Here is an 18,257-nt window from a genome sequence, read left to right as displayed (position 1 = left end):
TTGGTCGGGTTTTGAATATTTATATCGGGCCTCGTTTAAAGGCCTCAGTGGAACAGGAGAGTCGAGTCATGAATCGCGAAATGTTGATGTTGGTTGAGGCCATCTCAAGAGAAAAAAACGTTGAGCGCGACGTGGTTTTTGGGGCCGTGGAAGCCGCTTTGGCACAAGCGACCAAAAAGCTGTACGTCGGTGAAGTGGACATTCGGGTTGCGGTTGATCGTGACAGTGGCAACTACGAGACCTTTCGACGTTGGCACGTGGTGCCCGATGAAGCAGGTTTGCAATTGCCCGAGCAGGAAATTCTGTTGTTCGAAGCCAAAGAACAAATTCCTGACATCGAAGTTGACGAATACATCGAAGAGCCAATTGAGTCGGTTCCTATTGGCCGAATCGGAGCCATGGCGGCCAAGCAAGTCATCTTGCAAAAAATTCGTGACGCAGAACGTGAAATGCTGCTCAATGATTTCATGTCGCGGGGCGAGAAGATTTTTGTCGGCACGGTCAAACGCATGGACAAAGGCGACATCATTTGCGAATCGGGACGCATTGAAGGTCGACTTCGCCGCAGTGAAATGATCCCGAAAGAAAACCTGCGCAGCGGCGATCGTGTGCGGGCCATGATCATGGAAGTGGACCTGACACTGCGCGGTGCCCCCATTTTGTTGTCACGTTCTGCACCCGAGTTCATGATTGAACTTTTCCGTCAAGAAGTGCCAGAAATTGAGCAAGGTTTGCTGGAAATCAAAACTTGCGCACGCGACCCAGGTTCACGCGCCAAGATCGCTGTTTTGTCGCATGACAAACGCGTCGATCCCATCGGCACCTGTGTGGGTGTGCGGGGCACTCGTGTGAACGCGGTCACCAACGAATTGGCTGGTGAGCGAGTTGACATTGTGTTGTGGAGCGAAGACCCTGCCCAATTTGTGATTGGTGCTTTGGCTCCGGCCAACGTGCAATCGATCGTTGTTGACGAAGAAAAGCACGCCATGGATGTGGTGGTGGACGAAGAGAACCTCGCCATCGCAATTGGCCGTGGCGGTCAAAACGTCCGTTTGGCTTCTGACCTCACGGGCTGGAAAATCAACATCATGGATGCGGCTGAATCTGCACAAAAGCAAGCCGAAGAGACCACAGGCATCCGTCAATTGTTCATGGAAAAACTGGACGTTGACGAAGAAATTGCCGACATCTTGATCGGTGAAGGTTTCGCCAGTCTCGAAGAAGTGGCCTATGTGCCCATCCAAGAGATGCTGGAAATCGAGAGTTTCGACGAAGACACCATCAACGAGCTGCGCACCCGTGCGAAAGATGCTTTGTTGACCCTTGAAATTGCGCGAGAAGAGAGCGTTGAAGACGTTTCCCAAGATTTGCGCGACCTGCCAGGCTTGACGCCTGAGCTGATTTCTAAGCTGGTTGAAGCGGGTATCCATACCCGTGAAGATTTGGCTGACTTGGCCACCGACGAACTGTCTGACATCACTGCTCAGACTGCTGAAGAGGCGACCGCCCTGATCATGAAAGCCCGCGAACATTGGTTCGCTGGCCAGGCCTGAAGTCTGATGGAGGCTTGAACAAAATTATGTCCAGTACCACTGTTGCCGAGTTCGCCAATGAACTCAAAAAATCTGCCGATGTCCTCCTTGATCAATTGCGATCAGCAGGCGTTGCCAAAAACTCTGTCAGCGATACGCTCAACGATGCTGACAAGCAAAAATTGCTGAGTTATTTGCAAGTCAGTCATGGAACCGTGACCGGTGATCGCAAAAAAATCACGCTGGTCAAAAAATCAACCAGTGAAATCAAACAAGCTGATGCTTCGGGCAAAGCCCGGACGATCCAGGTTGAAGTGCGTAAAAAGCGCACATTGATCAAGCGTGATGATGAACAAACGTCCGAATCGTCACCTCAGGAGCCCACTGCGCCCCAAGTTGACCATGCCGATTTGGCCAGACGCGAAGAAGAAGCTCGGCACCAAGCCGAATTGATTCAGCGCCAAGAAGAAGAGCTGGCTGAAAAACGGCGATTGCGCGAAGAGCAAGAAGCCAAGCAAAAGCAAGAACTTGCTGCGCAAGAAGCCAAAGCGCTTGCTGAAGCAAAGGCTTTGGCCGAATCTGTTGCAAAAGCCGCTGCCCAAGCCGCACAGCAAGCAGCTGTGCCCAAGCCTCAGCTGAGCCGTCAAGAGCGTGAGCAACTTGCACGTGCAGAAGCGGCCAGCATCAATGCAGCAGCTCAGATCAAGCATGCACCGGCAGCTCCTGCAGTGTCTGCAGAATCCCTGGCAGCCACCAAAGCGGCCCAGCAAGCAGAAATTGCGGCAGCAAAAGCGGCTGAGCAAGCCGAAATCGCAGCGGCCAAAGCCAAATCAGAGCAAGATGCCCGCCAAGCTGCAGCACAAAAAGCGGCTGCAGACTCCAAGGCCAAGGCCGATGAGGAAACAGCACGCGCTTTGGACCTGGATTCACGTCGTCGCAAAGCATTGGCCGAAGCCGAAGCCATTCGAAACATGATGAACGCACCCAAACGGGTGTTGGTCGCCAAGAAAGAAGAGCCCAAAGTCGAGCCCAAAGCCGCGGTGAAAGGGACTTTGCACAAACCAGCCGGGACGCCCGCTGCTGGGGCCCGTAATGCAGCCGCACCCGCTTCTGCGCCTGCAGCGCCCGCTGGTGGAAACAAAGAAGTCAAATCTGCCAAGTTGTCTTCCAGCTGGGCTGGAGATCCGGCCAAGAAAAAAGCCATTCCAACACGTGGTGATACCAGTGGTGGTGTGGGTCGCAACAATTGGCGTACCGGTCCCCGTGGCCGTCGAGGCAACGAACGCGACCGTGATGAAGGTCACAACCAGCAAGCAACCGTTGAAGTGCGCGTGCTGGAAGTTCACGTGCCAGAGACCATTACGGTGGCTGAATTGGCCCACAAAATGGCCATCAAGGCGTCCGAGGTCATCAAACATTTGATGAAGCTGGGTCAGATGGCCACCATGAACCAGCCCTTGGACCAGGATACCGCCATGATCGTGGTGGAAGAAATGGGCCACAAAGCGGTGATCGCCGCACTGGACGATCCAGAAGCGTTCACAGACGATGAGGTGCTGGATCAGCATGCCGAATCCCTGCCCCGGGCCCCTGTGGTCACGGTCATGGGACACGTTGACCACGGTAAAACATCGCTGCTCGATTACATCCGACGCGCTAAAGTGGCTTCGGGCGAAGCCGGTGGCATCACGCAGCACATTGGTGCTTACCACGTCGAAACGCCTCGCGGCATGATCTCTTTCCTCGACACTCCGGGTCACGAGGCTTTCACGGCCATGCGTGCCCGTGGTGCACAAGCGACCGACATTGTCATTTTGGTGGTGGCCGGTGATGACGGTGTCATGCCCCAAACAAAAGAAGCGATCAAGCACGCCAAAGCAGCTGGCGTGCCCATCGTGGTCGCCATCAACAAGATGGACAAGCCCGATTCCAACATCGAGCGTGTTCGTGCAGAACTGATTGCCGAGGAGGTGGTTCCCGAAGAGTTTGGTGGCGATTCTCCTTTTGTGTCAGTGTCTGCCAAAACGGGCATGGGCATTGATGACTTGCTCGAACAAGTTTTGTTGCAAGCAGAGGTGCTTGAACTCAAGGCTCCCGTTCAAGCTGCAGCCAAAGGTTTGGTGATTGAAGCGCGTCTGGACAAGGGCCGTGGGCCTGTGGCTACCATCTTGGTTCAATCCGGAACATTGAACACCGGTGACGTGGTGTTGGCAGGACAGACTTTTGGTCGCGTTCGTGCCATGCTCGACGAAAACGGCGCGACCATCAAGTCCGCGGGTCCATCGATTCCTGTTGAAATTCAAGGCCTGACGGAAGTGCCCCAAGCAGGTGACGAATTCATGGTCATGAGCGACGAACGCCGTGCCCGCGAAATTGCCACTTACCGTGCGGGCAAATTCCGCAACACCAAGTTGGCCAAGCAACAAGCCGCCAAGCTCGAAAACATGTTCACCGACATGTCGGCTGGCGAAGTCAAGATGCTGCCCATCATCATCAAGGCCGATGTACAAGGTTCGCAAGAAGCCCTCGGTGCCTCGTTGCTCAAGCTGTCCAACGAAGAAGTCAAAGTCCAACTGGTTTACTCCGGTGTGGGTGGTATCAGTGAATCAGACATCAACTTGGCCATCGCGTCCAAGGCGATTGTGATTGGCTTCAACGTGCGAGCCGATGCGGGAGCCCGTAAAACTGCCGAAGGCAATGGCGTTGACATTCATTACTACAACATCATTTATGACGCTGTGGATGAACTCAAGGCCGCCATGTCCGGCATGTTGGCACCCGAGCAGCGTGAAGAAATCATGGGCATGGCCGAAATCCGGACCGTGTTTGTGGCGTCCAAAATTGGCACGGTGGCAGGTTGTATGGTCACCTCGGGTCAAGTCACCCGGAGCGCCAAGTTCCGCTTGTTGCGTGACAACGTGGTCATCTACACCGGTGAACTCGATTCGCTCAAGCGCCTCAAGGACGACGTTCGCGAAGTCAAGGAAGGTTTCGAGTGCGGTATCAAACTCAAAAACTACAACGACATCCGAGAAGGCGATTACCTCGAATTCTTCGATGTCAAGGAAATTGCGAGAACGCTGTAAATGGCGCGTAAAAAGCAGTCCTCTGTTCCCAATCGCGGGTTTCGCGTGGCCGACCAGATCCAGCGTGATCTGGCCGAGTTGATCTCGCGCGAGTTGAAAGACCCGCGTGTGGGCATGATCACCATCAACACGATCGAGGTCACGCCAGACTACGCCCATGCCAAGGTCTATTTCAGTGTGTTGACAGGTCAACCTGAAGACGCCACTGAAGGTTTGAATGCGGCCGCCGGATTTCTGCGAAATGGTTTGTTCAAACGCTTGCACATTCACACTGTGCCGACCTTGCATTTTTTGTTTGATCGCACCACTGAGCGTGCGTCGGACATGAACGCATTGATCGCCAAGGCTGTGTCGTCTCGCGCCCAGGAGGACTGAGCATGAACACGCCACGCACACGGGTGCAACGGCGCCCTGTGCATGGGGTGCTTTTGCTCGACAAACCTTTGGGACTTTCCAGTAACCAGGCTTTGCAAAAGGCCAAGTGGTTGCTTCGTGCTGAAAAAGCAGGACATACCGGAACCCTGGACCCCCTGGCCACAGGTGTTTTACCCCTGTGTTTTGGGGCTGCCACCAAATTCAGTCAACAGCATTTGAACGCTGACAAAACCTACGAAACCACCGTGAGACTCGGTTTGAAAACCAGCACGGGCGATGCCGAAGGGGATGTGATCTCTGTACGCGAAGTGTCATGTACAGCGGGTACAGTGGTTGAAGTTTTGGATCGTTTCATGGGGCCTATCAGTCAAGTGCCTCCGATGTACAGTGCCTTGAAGAAAGACGGCAAGGCCCTGTATGAATATGCCCGGGAAGGTGAAACCGTGGAGCGCGAAGCGCGAAACGTGGTGATCCATGATCTGGATCTGCTGGACATGCAACTGCAAGGCGATGCGCCTTTTTTGCGTTTGCGAGTGCGCTGCAGCAAAGGCACCTACATCCGAACCTTGGGTGAAGACATTGCAGAGGCTCTGGGTTGTGGTGGCCATTTGAGCGCTCTGCGCCGTGTGGTCACTGGGCCTTTTGATGAAGCCCAGTGTGTGACCTTGTCCGCACTCGAGAGCATGGATGAATCCCAGCGCCTGGCGGCTTTGCAGCCGGTCGATGTGCTGCTGCCGGACTACACCCCGGTCAGCTTGGACAGCGAAAATGCCGGGAAATTTTTGAGCGGGGTGCGCAGACGCGGCCCTTGGGTTGATTGTGATCAAGTCGTGGTGTATGGAGAGCATCCTCGTGCCTTGCTGGGAACAGCACATGTGCATGGCGGCGAGTTGATTCCGGGTCGATTGTTGAGCCCGATCGAAATTCAACAGATTTTGGAAAAATCACCTGTCAACGCGCCATTGCTGGCCGAGCAGGTTTAAAGGAAGAGAAAGCATGAGCAAGCAAATTCGCAACATCGCCATCATCGCGCACGTTGACCACGGTAAAACCACCATGGTGGACCAACTGCTGCGTCAGTCTGGTACCTTTGCCGATCACGAAAAAATCGTGGACACCGTGATGGACAACAATGCCATCGAACGTGAGCGCGGCATCACCATTTTGGCCAAAAACTGCGCTGTGAGCTGGGAAGGCACCCACATCAACATCGTGGACACCCCCGGTCACGCGGACTTCGGTGGCGAAGTCGAACGCGCTTTGTCCATGGTCGATGGTGTGGTCTTGTTGATCGATGCCCAAGAAGGCCCCATGCCTCAGACCCGTTTCGTGACCAAGAAAGCTTTGGCCTTGGGCCTCAAGCCCATCGTCGTGGTGAACAAGGTTGACAAGCCCGGTGCCAACCCTGACAAAGTGGTGAACGCCGCATTTGACCTGTTTGACAAACTCGGTGCGAACGACGAGCAGCTGGACTTCCCCGTGGTGTACGCCTCCGGTATCAACGGCTGGACATCGCTCGAAGAGGGCGCGCCAGGTGAGCAGTGGGGCCCCGACATGTCGGCATTGTTCAACACTGTGCTGAAACACGTTCCACCGCAAAAGGGGGATCCTGCAGCACCTTTGCAGCTGCAAATTTCTGCCCTCGACTTCTCGACTTTCGTTGGCCGCATCGGCGTGGGCCGCATCAGCCAAGGCACGATCAAGCCGCAAATGGATGTGGTCGTCATGGAAGGCCCAGACGGAAAAGCCATCAAAGGCCGCGTCAACCAGGTGCTGAAGTTCCAAGGTTTGGACCGTGTACAAGTGACCGAAGCCGGTCCTGGTGACATCGTTTTGATCAACGGCATTGCCGACCTGAACATTGGCGTCACTGTGACCGACAACGCCAACCCAGCACCTTTGCCCATGCTGAAAGTGGATGAGCCCACGCTGACCATGAACTTCTGCGTGAACACCTCGCCATTGGCCGGTCGTGAAGGCAAGTTCGTCACCAGCCGCCAAATCTGGGACCGTCTGCAAAAAGAGTTGCAACACAACGTGGCTTTGCGCGTCAAGGAAACCGATGAAGAAGGTATCTTTGAAGTCATGGGCCGTGGTGAATTGCACCTGACCATCTTGCTGGAAAACATGCGCCGCGAAGGCTACGAGATGGCGGTTTCCAAGCCTCGCGTGGTGTTCCGTGACATCAACGGTGAGCGTCATGAGCCCATCGAGCTGGTCACAGCCGACATCGAAGAAACCCACCAGGGGGGCGTAATGCAAGCCTTGGGCGAGCGCAAGGGCGAACTGGTCAACATGGAGCCCGACGGCCGTGGTCGTGTCCGTTTGGAATACCGCATTCCAGCCCGTGGTTTGATCGGTTTCACCAACGAATTTCTGAACTTGACCCGTGGTTCCGGCCTGATTTCGAACATCTTCGACAGCTACGAGCCGCACAAGGGTGACATTGGTGGCCGTAAAAACGGTGTGTTGATCTCCATGGACGACGGTGAAATTTTCACCTACGCCCTGGGCAAGCTGGACGACCGCGGTCGCATGTTCGTCAAGGCGAACGATCCCGTGTACGAAGGCATGATTGTGGGCATCCACAGCCGTGACAACGACCTGGTGGTCAACGCTACACGTACCAAGCAGCTGACCAACTTCCGCGTGTCCGGCAAGGAAGACGCGATCAAGATCACACCTCCGATCGACCTGACACTGGAATACGGCGTCGAGTTCATCGAGGACGACGAGTTGGTCGAGATCACGCCCAAGAGCGTGCGACTGCGCAAGCGCTTCCTCAAGGAAAGCGACCGCAAGCGCAACAAGTGATCGGCTGATCGATCATGCGCATGAGTCACAGCTTGGCTGTCTGGACCATGGTGGGCTGCACCGCCTTGTGGTCCATCGCAGGTGTGGTGACACGGCACTTGGAAGAGGCCCGAAGCTTTGAAGTGACCTTCTGGCGAAGCTTCTTCACGGTGGTGTCTTTGCTGATCATCCTGCCTGTTTGGCAGGGCTGGGGCGTCTGGGCTCGAGTGCCTTGGCGCAACCGATACTTCTGGCTTTCTGGCCTTTGCTGGAGTGTCATGTTCACCGCCTTCATGGTGGCCTTGACCTTGACCGCCGTGGCCAATGTGCTGATCACCATGGCTGCCGGGCCCTTGCTCACGGCCTTGTTCACCCGGGTTTTTTTGCGCCATCAATTGCCCTTGCGCACTTGGGTGGCCATTGTGCTGGCTGGCGTGGGCATTGGATGGATGTATGGTTCGCAGCTCAGTTTAGGTGACCCCAACTTCCTGATCGGGTCTTTGGTCGCCTTGTGTGTACCCATTGCCGGTGCCGTTCAGTGGACACTGGCACAAAAGAGCCAAAACGAGGGGCACAGCCTGGATTTGGTCCCTTCGGTGTTGCTGGGGGCCCTGTTCTCAACGCTGCTCACTTTGCCTTTGGCCATGCCTTTCCAGGCGTCGGTCCATGATGTGTCTTTGTTGGCGATGCTGGGATTGTTTCAGTTGGCCATTCCCTGCGTTGTCTCGGTCGTTTGTGTTCGCGTACTCAAAGCCCCTGAAGCGTCCTTGCTTTGCTTGCTGGAAATCGTCTTTGGCATTGCCTTGGCATGGTGGGGGGCCAACGAAGCCCCGCAAATGAGCGTATTGTTGGGCGGGTCCCTGGTTTTGGGGGCTTTGCTCATGAACCAATGGTTAGGTTGGAGACAAAACAATGTCTGATGTCATTGCACAAATTGAAGGCCGTATCGGCTGCATCACCCTCAACCGGCCTAAGGCACTGAATGCCCTGTACCTTGATATGGTGCGGTCCATCACCCAGGCATTGCTCGACTGGAAAGTCAATCCGCAAGTCTTGGCTGTGGCGGTGCGCGGCACTGGCAAAGAAGGGCCTTTTGGTTCATTTTGTGCAGGTGGCGACATCCGGTTTTTTCACCAAGCAGCCACGGCAGGCGATGCGTCATTGGGTGATTTCTTCACCGAAGAGTACCGCCTCAACCACCTGATTCACACCTACAACAAGCCCTACATTGCCTTCATGGATGGCATTGTCATGGGGGGCGGCATGGGCATCAGTCAGGGTGCCAGCGTGCGAGTGGTCACCGAGCGCACCAAGATGGCCATGCCTGAAACCCACATCGGATTGTTTCCGGATGTGGGCGGCGGTTATTTCCTCAGCCGTTGCCCTGGCCGTCTGGGCGAGTACCTGGGCCTGACGGGCCAAATGCTCAATGGCGCACAAGCCGTGGCCGCCAAATTGGCCGACATCGCGCTGCCCAGCGGCATGCTCGAGCCCATCTGGCAAACCTTGATCAGCAGCCCCTTTGAAAATGCCGAATCGGTGGAGCGCTGGGTCTTGGCCCAAGCAGGTGCGTTGACGCCCGAAAAGCTCACCCCTCAGCCTCAAATTGACGACGTGTTTGGTTTGCCTACCATCGCCGACATGTTGACCCGGTTGGAATCGGCATCCGATGAATGGAGCCAGAAAACGGCCGACACCTTGCGGCATCGATCCCCCTTGATGTTGCATGTGGTGCTTCAGCAAATTCGCCGGGCCCGCCAAATGAGTTTGGCCGATGACCTGCGCATGGAGCGGGACATGGTTCACCACTGTTTTCACCTGCGGCCCGTGGCCGACAGCGAGACAGTGGAAGGCATCCGCGCCTTGGCCGTCGACAAGGACCATCACCCACAATGGAAACCGGCCCGTGTGGAAGATGTGGATCTGTCTGAAGCGGCGCGGTTTTTTGTCAGCCCTTGGCCCTCCGACCACCACCCATTGCGCGACTTGAGTTGATTTTGCAGGTCGGTGCTTTCAGCCCCGACAATTTGTGCATGGCCCCTGTTTCGGGGCTCAAGCCTCAGACCGTCAAGCAAAATCTTGGGATGCGAGTCTCAACGGTCGCGGTGGCGGCTTTTCATGGCACGTTCGACTTCGCGCTTGCCTTCACGGTCCTTGATGGTGTCGCGTTTGTCGTGCTCGGCCTTGCCCTTAGCCAGCGCGATGTCGCATTTCACCTTGCCTGATTTCCAGTGCAAATTGATCGGCACGAGGGTGTAACCTTTTTGCTCGATCTTGCCGATCAGCCGCTTGATCTCTTCCTTGTTCAGCAGCAATTTGCGCGTGCGTGCGGCCTCGGGGTTGATGTGGGTGGATGCGGTTTTGAGCGGGTTGATCAAGCAGCCGATGATGAACAATTCGCCATTGCGGATCACCACATAACCGTCTGTGAGCTGCACCTTGCCTTCGCGAATGGCCTTGACTTCCCAGCCCTCCAGCACCATGCCGGCCTCGTAGCGCTCTTCAAAAAAATAGTCAAAAGACGCTTTTTTGTTCTCGGCGATTTTGGCAAAAACAGGGGCAGAAGGGGACTTTTTGGGTGTGGCCATGGTCAACAGATGGGGCCGCAAGGCCGTTCGCAAGGGATTGCAGCAAGCTCGCAAGCAAATCGGCGGGATGAAAAAACTACAATCCACGCACTCCGAGCATTGTATGAAGAATATCCACAAGTCCGTCCTCATCTGGTTCAGCCCCGATGAAATGTTTCGCCTGGTCACCGATGTGGCACGTTACCCCGAGTTTTTGCCATGGTGCGACCAAGCACGGGTACTCGAAACCGATGACCAAGGCATGTTGGCCGAAGTCGGCATCAGCCTGGGCGGCATCAAGCAAAGTTTCACCACACGCAACACGCACGAGGCGGGCCGTTCTGTGGGCATGAATTTGGTCAAAGGGCCGTTTTCCAATCTCAGTGGTGTCTGGCGTTTCAGCCCCGTGGGCGATGGCACACAGCGAGCCTGCAAAGTCGAACTGGATTTGCAGTACGGCTTTTCCAGCTCCACGTTGGCTGCACTGGTCGGCCCGGTTTTTGACAAGATAGCCGCCAGCTTGGTCGATGCCTTTGTCAAACGTGCCGAGGCGGTGTATGAGTGACGCACCTGCGCCGTGCGTGCAAGTTCTGGTGTGCTGGAGTTTGCTGCCCCGGCAAGTGATTGAGCACCCCCTGAGCGTGCCTGCTGCTTGCTCGGTTCAATCGGTGTTGGCCCAATTGATGACCGTCAATTTACCCTCACTGAACGACGAGGCCAAGGCTCGTTTGCCTTTTTTGCAGCCTGGCATATGGGGGCGAAAAGTGTCTTGGGATCAGACCATTGAGGCAGGCGACCGCATCGAGCTGTACCGTGACCTTCAAGTTGACCCCAAAGTGGCCCGACGTCAACGCTTCAAACGGCAAGGCAAAGGTCGGACTGGACTGTTTGCCAACCGCAAAAGCGGCGTGGCTGCGGGTTATTGAAAGCGCACATGCAAGCCCTCTTGAATGCCATTGCCCAAAGCCACAACACCCCACATGCGCAACGCGTTTTTCATGGCCGTGGCGGCTTGTTTCCAGACTGTGAACAGTGGACGCTGGACTGGTTTGCACCCGTTTGGGTCTTGACCAGCTTCAAAGCGGTCAGCGATCACGAATTGGCATGCTGCCACGACGCCTTGGCGCAACGTTGGCAGACCTTGGCTCCCGATCAGCCTTTGAATTGGGTTTTTCAATGCCGCGCGACAGGGCAAGCCGAAACTCGCCTCATGTCGGGCAGCGTGCCTGAAACACATGTGGTGACAGAGCAGGATGCACAGTATTTGGTGCATGTGATGCGTGGACAAAACCATGGCCTGTTTTTGGACATGGCCAAGGGGCGCGAATGGCTGAAGAACCACGCCAAGCACGAAAACATCTTGAATTTGTTTGCCTACACTTGCGCGTTTTCGGTCGTCGCTTTGCAAGGCGGTGCAGCGCAGGTGGTCAATGTCGACATGAGCCAAGCTGCGTTGTCTGTCGGACAGCAAAACCATCGCTTGAACAACTTGCCTGCCAAAGCCCGTTTTTTGGGCCATGACATCTTCAAGACTTGGGGGAAGATCAAAAAAATGGGGCCTTACGGTGTGATCGTGATCGACCCGCCCAGTTACCAAAAGGGCAGCTTCATTGCCACCAAGGATTACGTCAAGTTGATCCGTCGCCTGCCCGAATTGCTTGAGCCACAGGGCCATGTTTTGCTGTGCCTGAACGCGCCCGAGTTGGACACGCAGTTTTTACACAGCCAAGTTGCCCAAGCTGCGCCCAACTTGCGCTTTGTCGAGCGTTTGGATAACCCTGAGGTTTTTGCCGACATTGACCCGGAAAAGTCTCTCAAAGTGCTGCATTACCAGAACGCCTGAGCTGAACCCAGGCTCGAAAAAACGCCGAATTCAGCCGCACAGTCAGGGAAATCCCTTGGCTCGCGCGGGTACAATCGATTTTTTGGAGCCTTAGCTTATGCGCCTACTCGGTAAAGCCCTGACTTTTGACGACGTTCTCCTCGTCCCCGCTTACTCCCAAGTCCTGCCCAAGGACACGTCCCTTGCGACGCAATTCACCCGCAACATCCGCCTGAACCTGCCCCTGGTGTCCGCTGCCATGGACACCGTCACCGAAGCGCGCTTGGCCATCGCCATTGCCCAAGAAGGCGGCATTGGCATCGTGCACAAAAACCTCACTGCGCAAGAGCAAGCGGCCCAAGTGGCCAAGGTCAAGCGCTACGAATCGGGCGTGTTGCGCGACCCGGTCGTGATCACACCCGACACCACCGTGCGCCAGGTCATGGCCTTGAGCGATGAACTGGGCGTATCGGGCTTTCCCGTTTGTGACGGTCGCCAAGTGGTGGGCATTGTGACTGGCCGCGACTTGCGCTTTGAAACCCGCTACGACCAAAAAGTCAGCGAGATCATGACGCCGCGCGAACGCCTGATCACCGTGCCCGAAGGCACCACCCCCGAGCAGGCCAAACATCTGCTCAACAAACACAAACTCGAACGATTGCTGGTCATCAACGACGCCTTTGAACTCAAAGGCCTGATCACCGTCAAAGACATCACCAAACAGCTGAACTTTCCCAATGCAGCACGCGACGCCGCAGGCAAATTGCGTGTGGGCGCGGCCGTGGGTGTGGGTGAGGGCACCGAAGAACGCGTGGAGGCGCTGTCCCGTGCAGGCGTGGACGCCATCGTGGTGGACACCGCACACGGCCACAGCAAAGGCGTGCTCGACCGCGTGCGCTGGGTCAAGCAAAACTACCCGCACATCGAAGTCATTGGCGGCAACATCGCCACCGGCGCAGCGGCTTTGGCCTTGGTCGAAGCGGGCGCGGACGGTGTCAAGGTCGGCATCGGCCCCGGATCGATTTGCACCACCCGCATCGTGGCGGGCGTGGGCGTGCCGCAAATCATGGCGGTGGACAGTGTGGCCACGGCCCTCAAAGGCACGGGCGTGCCCCTGATCGCTGACGGCGGTATCCGCTACAGCGGTGACATTGCCAAGGCCATCGCCGCAGGTGCGGGCACGGTGATGATGGGCGGCATGTTCGCGGGCACCGAAGAAGCGCCAGGCGAAGTGATTTTGTTCCAAGGCCGAAGCTACAAGAGTTATCGCGGTATGGGCTCGATTGGCGCCATGCAGCAAGGCAGTGCCGACCGCTACTTCCAGGAGTCCAGCACTGGCAACCCCAATGCCGACAAACTGGTGCCCGAAGGCATCGAAGGCCGCGTGCCCTACAAAGGCTCGGTCGTGGCCATCATTTACCAAATGGCGGGTGGCTTGCGGGCCAGCATGGGTTACTGCGGCTGCGCGACCATCGAGGCCATGCACAACGAATCGCAGTTTGTCGAAATCACCGCTGCGGGCATCCGTGAAAGCCATGTCCATGACGTGCAGATCACCAAGGAAGCCCCGAACTACCGGGCTGAGTAAAATCTGTACTTGATCACCAAGGCGTCTGCACCCCAGACGCCTTTTCATTTCTCAAAGAACGACGCCTGCCATGCAGCACTCCAAAATCCTGATCCTCGACTTCGGCTCGCAAGTCACCCAGCTCATTGCCCGCCGTGTGCGCGAAGCGCATGTGTTTTGCGAAGTGCACCCCTGCGACGTGAGCAGCGACTGGGTGCGGGAGTATGCCCAAGACGGCAATCTCAAAGGCATCATCTTGTCGGGTTCACACGCCAGCGTGTACGAAGTCGATGACCGTGCGCCGGATGCCGTTTTTGAGTTGGGCATCCCCGTCTTGGGCATTTGCTACGGCATGCAAACCATGGCCGAGCAGCTGGGCGGCAAGGTCGAAGCGGGCACCACCCGCGAATTTGGCTACGCCGAAGTCCGCGCCCACGGCCACACCGAACTGCTCAAAGGCATCGAAGACTTTGCTACGGCCGAAGGCCACGGCATGCTCAAGGTTTGGATGAGCCACGGCGACAAGGTCACCCAAATGCCCGAAGGCTTCAAGGTCATGGCCTCGACTCCTGCTTGCCCGATTGCGGGCATGGCCGATGAATCGCGCCATTTTTACGCGGTGCAGTTCCACCCCGAAGTCACGCACACCGTGCAGGGCCAAGCGCTGCTCAACCGTTTCGTGCTGGACATTTGCAAGGCCAGCCCCGACTGGATCATGGGCAACTACATCGAAGAAGCCGTCGCCAAGATCCGCGAGCAGGTCGGTGACGAAGAGGTCATTCTCGGCTTGTCCGGCGGCGTTGATTCCTCCGTAGCCGCCGCACTGATCCACCGCGCCATCGGCGACAAGCTGACCTGCGTGTTTGTGGACCACGGCCTGCTGCGCCTGAATGAAGGCGACATGGTCATGGAGATGTTCGTGGGCAAGTTGCACGCGAAGGTCATCCGCGTTGATGCCAGCGACTTGTTCCTGGGCAAGTTGGCGGGCGTGAGCGAGCCCGAAGCCAAGCGCAAGATCATTGGCGGCTTGTTTGTGGACGTGTTCAAAGAGCAGGCCGCCAAACTCAAGGCGGGCGACGGCGGCCACAAAGGCGCGACGTTCCTGGCCCAAGGCACGATTTACCCCGACGTGATCGAGTCCGGCGGTGCCAAGAGCAAGAAAGCCGTGACCATCAAGAGCCACCACAACGTGGGCGGTTTGCCCGAGCAACTGGGCCTGAAACTGCTGGAGCCTTTGCGCGAACTGTTCAAAGACGAAGTGCGTGAACTGGGCGTGGCGCTGGGCTTGCCCCGCGAGATGGTTTACCGCCACCCCTTCCCAGGCCCAGGTTTGGGTGTGCGCATTCTGGGCGAAGTCAAAAAAGAATACGCCGACCTGCTGCGCCGTGCGGACGCGATCTTCATCGAAGAGCTGCGCAACTTCACCGACGAATCGGGCAAGACCTGGTACGACCTGACCAGCCAAGCCTTTACCGTGTTCTTGCCCGTGAAGAGCGTGGGCGTGATGGGCGACGGTCGCACCTACGACTACGTTGTGGCCCTGCGTGCCGTGCAGACCAGCGACTTCATGACTGCCGACTGGGCTGAGTTGCCTTATGCGCTGCTTAAGAAAGTGTCAGGCCGCATCATCAACGAAGTGCGCGGTATCAACCGGGTGACTTACGACGTGAGTTCAAAACCACCGGCGACGATCGAGTGGGAGTGAACAAAAGGCACCTCAGGGTGCCTTTGTTTTATTTGGCTTGAGCAGGCTGAAATTCCCGAATCCTGTCCAACGTATCCTGCATCGACTGGCGAGCCACGGCCATGTCAAAGTCGGTTTGGAGGCCCATCCAGAATTCGGCGCTGTTGCCAAAAAACTTGGCCAGGCGCAGCGCGGTGTCCACGGTGATGGCGCGTTTTTCGCGCACGATGTCGTTGATGCGCGGAGCGGGCACTTGCAGCGCCATGGACAGGGCGTGTGCCGTGAGTTGGTAGGGTGCTAAAAACTCTTCGCGCAGCACTTCGCCGGGATGAATGGGGCGCATCCCGTTCACGGGAACGAGGTAACTCGGGGCGGCTTCTTCAACTTTCATGGCAATTCCTTTCAGTGGTAATCCACGATCTCGACATCGAACGCATGGCCGCTTTCAAAGCGAAAGCAAATTCGCCACTGGTCATTGATGCGGATGCTGTATTGACCCGTTCGATGGCCCTTGAGCGCTTCGAGCCGGTTGTTCGGCGGGATTCGCAAGTCATCCAGCCGTACCGATCGATGCAACATGGCCAGTTTGCGTTCTGCAACGGTTCGGATGTTGACGAAACGTGCAACCGGTTGGCCTGAAAACAAGGCCGATGCGTCTTTGCAGCGAAACGATTCGATCATTCCGCGCATCATATAACGCCTGACGTTAAACGCCAAGGGAATTTGCGGCTCCAAGTGAGGGGTGAGTCGCTGATCTCTTGCCCGGGTTTGGTACATTCATTGCCATGTACCTGCCTCCACAATTCAATCACCCCCAACACGCTGCGGCCATCATGCGCGAGCACCCGTTCGCCAGTCTGGTCTCCACCGACGGTGACGGCTTTCCTTTTGTCACGCATTTGCCGCTCAAGCTGATCGAGGAGGGCGGCCAGCCGGTGGCGCTGCTGGGCCACTGTGCGCGGTCCAATCCGCATGCCAAATTTCTGCAAGAGCGGCCGCAAGCTCTGGTGACTTTCATGGGGCCACAGGCCTACATGTCTCCAGCCGTTTACCCCGATTTGTTGCGTGTGCCGACCTGGACTTACCTGGCGGTGCATGCCCGGGTCGAAGCCCGAATGTTGGATGGCGACGATGCCAAAGACGCCATGCTCAAACAAATGATTGCCGACCACGAGCCCGCTTACGCCGACCAATGGCGTGGGCTGCCCGAGAGTTATGCCCACGGCATGCTGAACGGCATTGTGGCGTTTGAATTGAAAATTCTGGACATCAAAACCAAGGTCAAGATCAACCAGCATCGCCCCGAGGCGCACGCAGCCATGCACGCGGCCTATGCCGCGGGCAGCGAACAAGAGCAAGCCCTGGCGCAGTGGATGCAGCGTCTGGGCATGGTGCCTTGATCGTGACCGCACCAAACCAGGACGCCCACTGGATGGCACTGGCCCTGGAACAAGCCCGGCTGGCCGCATCAGCAGGCGAGGTGCCGGTGGGTGCGGTGGTCGTCAAGCAGGGACAAGTCATCGCCACAGGCCGCAACGCCCCGATTGCCAGCCACGACCCCACAGCCCACGCCGAGGTGGTGGCACTGCGCGAGGCGGCCCGGGTGTTGGGCAATTACCGGCTCGACGGCTGCACCCTGTATGTGACGCTGGAGCCCTGCGCCATGTGCAGCGGCGCGATGCTGCACGCCCGTGTGGATCGGGTGGTGTTTGGCGCAGCAGACCCACGAACGGGCGTGGCGGGCTCGGTGCTCGACCTGTTTAGCCACACGCAGCTGAACCACCAGACGCAGGTAACGGGCGGCGTGCTGGCCGATGAGTGCGGCAGTCTGCTCAAGGATTTTTTCAGGCCCAAAAGAATGAACACCCAACCACTCAGAGAAGACGCGCTGCGCACCCCCGATGCCGCGTTTGCTGATTTGCCCGACTACCCCTGGCAGCCACACTATGTGAACGACCTGCCCAGCATCGCGGGCTTGCGCATGCATTACTTGGACGAAGGCGACCCACATGCGCCGCTGACCTGGCTGTGCCTGCACGGCAACCCGGCCTGGAGTTTCCTTTACCGCAAGATGATCCCGGTCTGGCTGGCGGCAGGGCACCGCGTGGTGGCGCCCGACCTGATCGGCTTTGGCAAGAGCGACAAGCCCAAGAAGGACAATTTTCACCAGTTTGAAATCCACCGCCAGTCGTTGCTCGATTTGATCGAGCGGCTGGATTTACAGCGCGTGGTGCTGGTGGTGCAAGACTGGGGCGGCATTTTGGGCCTGACCTTGCCCATGGCTGCACCCGAACGGTACAAGGGTCTTTTGGTCATGAACACCACCCTGGCCACGGGCGAGGCCCCCTTGAGCGCAGGCTTTTTGGCCTGGCGCGACTGGTGCCAGAGCCAGCCGCTGTTTGATGTGGGCAAATTGTTCAAACGCGGCAACCCTGGCATGACGCCACAAGAGACCGCGGCTTACAACGCACCGTTCCCGGACAAAGGCTTTCGCGCCGCGCTCAGGGCTTTTCCACCCATGGTGCCGGAGTTTGCCGATTCGCCGGGTGCGGCCATCTCTCGACAAGCGCAGGCGTTTTGGCGCGATGACTGGCAAGGCCAAACTTTCATGGCCATCGGCCAGCAAGACCCGGTGCTGGGCGAGCCCGTGATGCGCGATTTGCAAAGCCGGATTTTGGGCTGTCCCGAGCCGATGCGCCTGCCCGATGCGGGTCATTTTGTGCAGGAACAGGGCAGGGCGATTGCCGAGGCGGCTGTGCGACACTTCAAGCCCTGATTCCTCCGCTTTACAGGGGGCTGCCGAGCCAAGCCACAGCATGACATCGGCCCCC

At 57.2% G+C, this 18,257-nt stretch carries 17 protein-coding genes; 14 read left to right on the top strand and 3 right to left on the bottom strand.

Annotation, left to right across the window (positions count from 1 at the left end; genetic code table 11):
• Nucleotides 1-68 precede the first annotated feature (68 nt).
• Genes nusA through B9Z48_RS11505 form a run of 7 tightly spaced genes read left to right on the top strand, consistent with a single transcriptional unit; the run spans nt 69 to nt 9,781 of the window.
• Nucleotides 69-1,553: a transcription termination factor NusA gene (gene nusA, locus B9Z48_RS11535; protein WP_089957588.1), complete on the top strand. Its 1,485-nt coding sequence runs from the start codon at nt 69-71 to the stop codon at nt 1,551-1,553.
• Nucleotides 1,554-1,579: 26 nt separating this feature from the next.
• Nucleotides 1,580-4,618 carry a translation initiation factor IF-2 gene (gene infB, locus B9Z48_RS11530; protein WP_108378522.1) on the top strand — a complete coding sequence of 1,013 codons (3,039 nt, stop codon included), beginning with the start codon at nt 1,580-1,582 and terminating at the stop codon, nt 4,616-4,618.
• Nucleotides 4,619-4,993 carry a 30S ribosome-binding factor RbfA gene (rbfA, locus tag B9Z48_RS11525; protein WP_089957593.1) on the top strand — a complete coding sequence of 125 codons (375 nt, stop codon included), beginning with the start codon at nt 4,619-4,621 and terminating at the stop codon, nt 4,991-4,993.
• Nucleotides 4,994-4,995: 2 nt separating this feature from the next.
• A complete protein-coding gene (truB, locus tag B9Z48_RS11520) occupies nt 4,996-5,976 on the top strand; it encodes a tRNA pseudouridine(55) synthase TruB (protein WP_108378520.1) in 981 nt (326 codons plus the stop codon).
• Between the two features lie 13 nt (nt 5,977-5,989).
• The gene (gene typA, locus B9Z48_RS11515; protein WP_089957597.1) at nt 5,990-7,807 is read left to right on the top strand and encodes a translational GTPase TypA; all 1,818 of its coding nucleotides are present in this window, start codon (nt 5,990-5,992) and stop codon (nt 7,805-7,807) included.
• A gap of 14 nt (nt 7,808-7,821) precedes the next feature.
• Nucleotides 7,822-8,706 (top strand): DMT family transporter, encoded by an 885-nt coding sequence (locus B9Z48_RS11510; protein ID WP_089957600.1) that lies wholly within the window; start codon nt 7,822-7,824, stop codon nt 8,704-8,706.
• Complete coding sequence (locus B9Z48_RS11505) at nt 8,699-9,781, top strand: enoyl-CoA hydratase/isomerase family protein (protein WP_108378518.1); 1,083 nt, start codon at nt 8,699-8,701, stop codon at nt 9,779-9,781. Before B9Z48_RS11510 ends, B9Z48_RS11505 begins: the two co-directional genes overlap by 8 nt.
• Before the next feature lie 98 nt (nt 9,782-9,879).
• Here B9Z48_RS11505 and smpB read toward each other — a convergent pair whose 3' ends face one another.
• On the bottom strand, nt 9,880-10,374 hold the full coding sequence (gene smpB, locus B9Z48_RS11500; RefSeq protein WP_089957606.1) for an SsrA-binding protein SmpB: 495 nt from the start codon (nt 10,372-10,374) through the stop codon (nt 9,880-9,882).
• Nucleotides 10,375-10,477: 103 nt separating this feature from the next.
• Between smpB and B9Z48_RS11495 the strand changes: the two genes are divergently transcribed.
• The 5 genes from B9Z48_RS11495 (at nt 10,478) to guaA (ending at nt 15,447) form a co-directional block, all read left to right on the top strand.
• Nucleotides 10,478-10,918, top strand: coding sequence for a type II toxin-antitoxin system RatA family toxin (locus tag B9Z48_RS11495; RefSeq protein ID WP_089958006.1), 441 nt, complete (start codon nt 10,478-10,480; stop codon nt 10,916-10,918).
• A complete protein-coding gene (locus B9Z48_RS11490; protein WP_108378516.1) occupies nt 10,911-11,279 on the top strand; it encodes an RnfH family protein in 369 nt (122 codons plus the stop codon). Before B9Z48_RS11495 ends, B9Z48_RS11490 begins: the two co-directional genes overlap by 8 nt.
• Before the next feature lie 8 nt (nt 11,280-11,287).
• Nucleotides 11,288-12,196: a class I SAM-dependent methyltransferase gene (locus B9Z48_RS11485; RefSeq protein ID WP_089957612.1), complete on the top strand. Its 909-nt coding sequence runs from the start codon at nt 11,288-11,290 to the stop codon at nt 12,194-12,196.
• Between the two features lie 97 nt (nt 12,197-12,293).
• Nucleotides 12,294-13,763: an IMP dehydrogenase gene (gene guaB / locus B9Z48_RS11480; RefSeq protein ID WP_089957616.1), complete on the top strand. Its 1,470-nt coding sequence runs from the start codon at nt 12,294-12,296 to the stop codon at nt 13,761-13,763.
• 70 nt (nt 13,764-13,833) lie between these two features.
• On the top strand, nt 13,834-15,447 hold the full coding sequence (gene guaA / locus B9Z48_RS11475; RefSeq protein ID WP_089957620.1) for a glutamine-hydrolyzing GMP synthase: 1,614 nt from the start codon (nt 13,834-13,836) through the stop codon (nt 15,445-15,447).
• A 28-nt stretch (nt 15,448-15,475) separates the two neighbouring features.
• On the opposite strand, the gene B9Z48_RS11470 is transcribed toward guaA, so the two are convergent.
• Both B9Z48_RS11470 and B9Z48_RS11465 read right to left on the bottom strand, forming a co-directional pair.
• A complete protein-coding gene (locus B9Z48_RS11470) occupies nt 15,476-15,817 on the bottom strand; it encodes a HigA family addiction module antitoxin (RefSeq protein WP_108378514.1) in 342 nt (113 codons plus the stop codon).
• 11 nt (nt 15,818-15,828) lie between these two features.
• Nucleotides 15,829-16,107: a type II toxin-antitoxin system RelE/ParE family toxin gene (locus B9Z48_RS11465; protein WP_108378512.1), complete on the bottom strand. Its 279-nt coding sequence runs from the start codon at nt 16,105-16,107 to the stop codon at nt 15,829-15,831.
• 104 nt (nt 16,108-16,211) lie between these two features.
• Between B9Z48_RS11465 and B9Z48_RS11460 the strand changes: the two genes are divergently transcribed.
• Together B9Z48_RS11460 and tadA are read left to right on the top strand one after the other, a co-directional pair.
• A complete protein-coding gene (locus tag B9Z48_RS11460) occupies nt 16,212-16,826 on the top strand; it encodes an FMN-binding negative transcriptional regulator (RefSeq protein WP_108378510.1) in 615 nt (204 codons plus the stop codon).
• Nucleotides 16,827-16,828: 2 nt separating this feature from the next.
• A complete protein-coding gene (gene tadA / locus B9Z48_RS11455; protein ID WP_108378508.1) occupies nt 16,829-18,202 on the top strand; it encodes a tRNA adenosine(34) deaminase TadA in 1,374 nt (457 codons plus the stop codon).
• Nucleotides 18,203-18,257 lie beyond the last annotated feature (55 nt).

Origin of the sequence: Limnohabitans sp. WS1 (assembly GCF_003063265.1) — a bacterium.
In the GTDB taxonomy this organism is placed as follows: domain Bacteria; phylum Pseudomonadota; class Gammaproteobacteria; order Burkholderiales; family Burkholderiaceae_C; genus Limnohabitans_A.
Note: the sequence above shows the minus strand (reverse complement) of the source record. Positions and strands in the feature narration are given on the sequence as shown.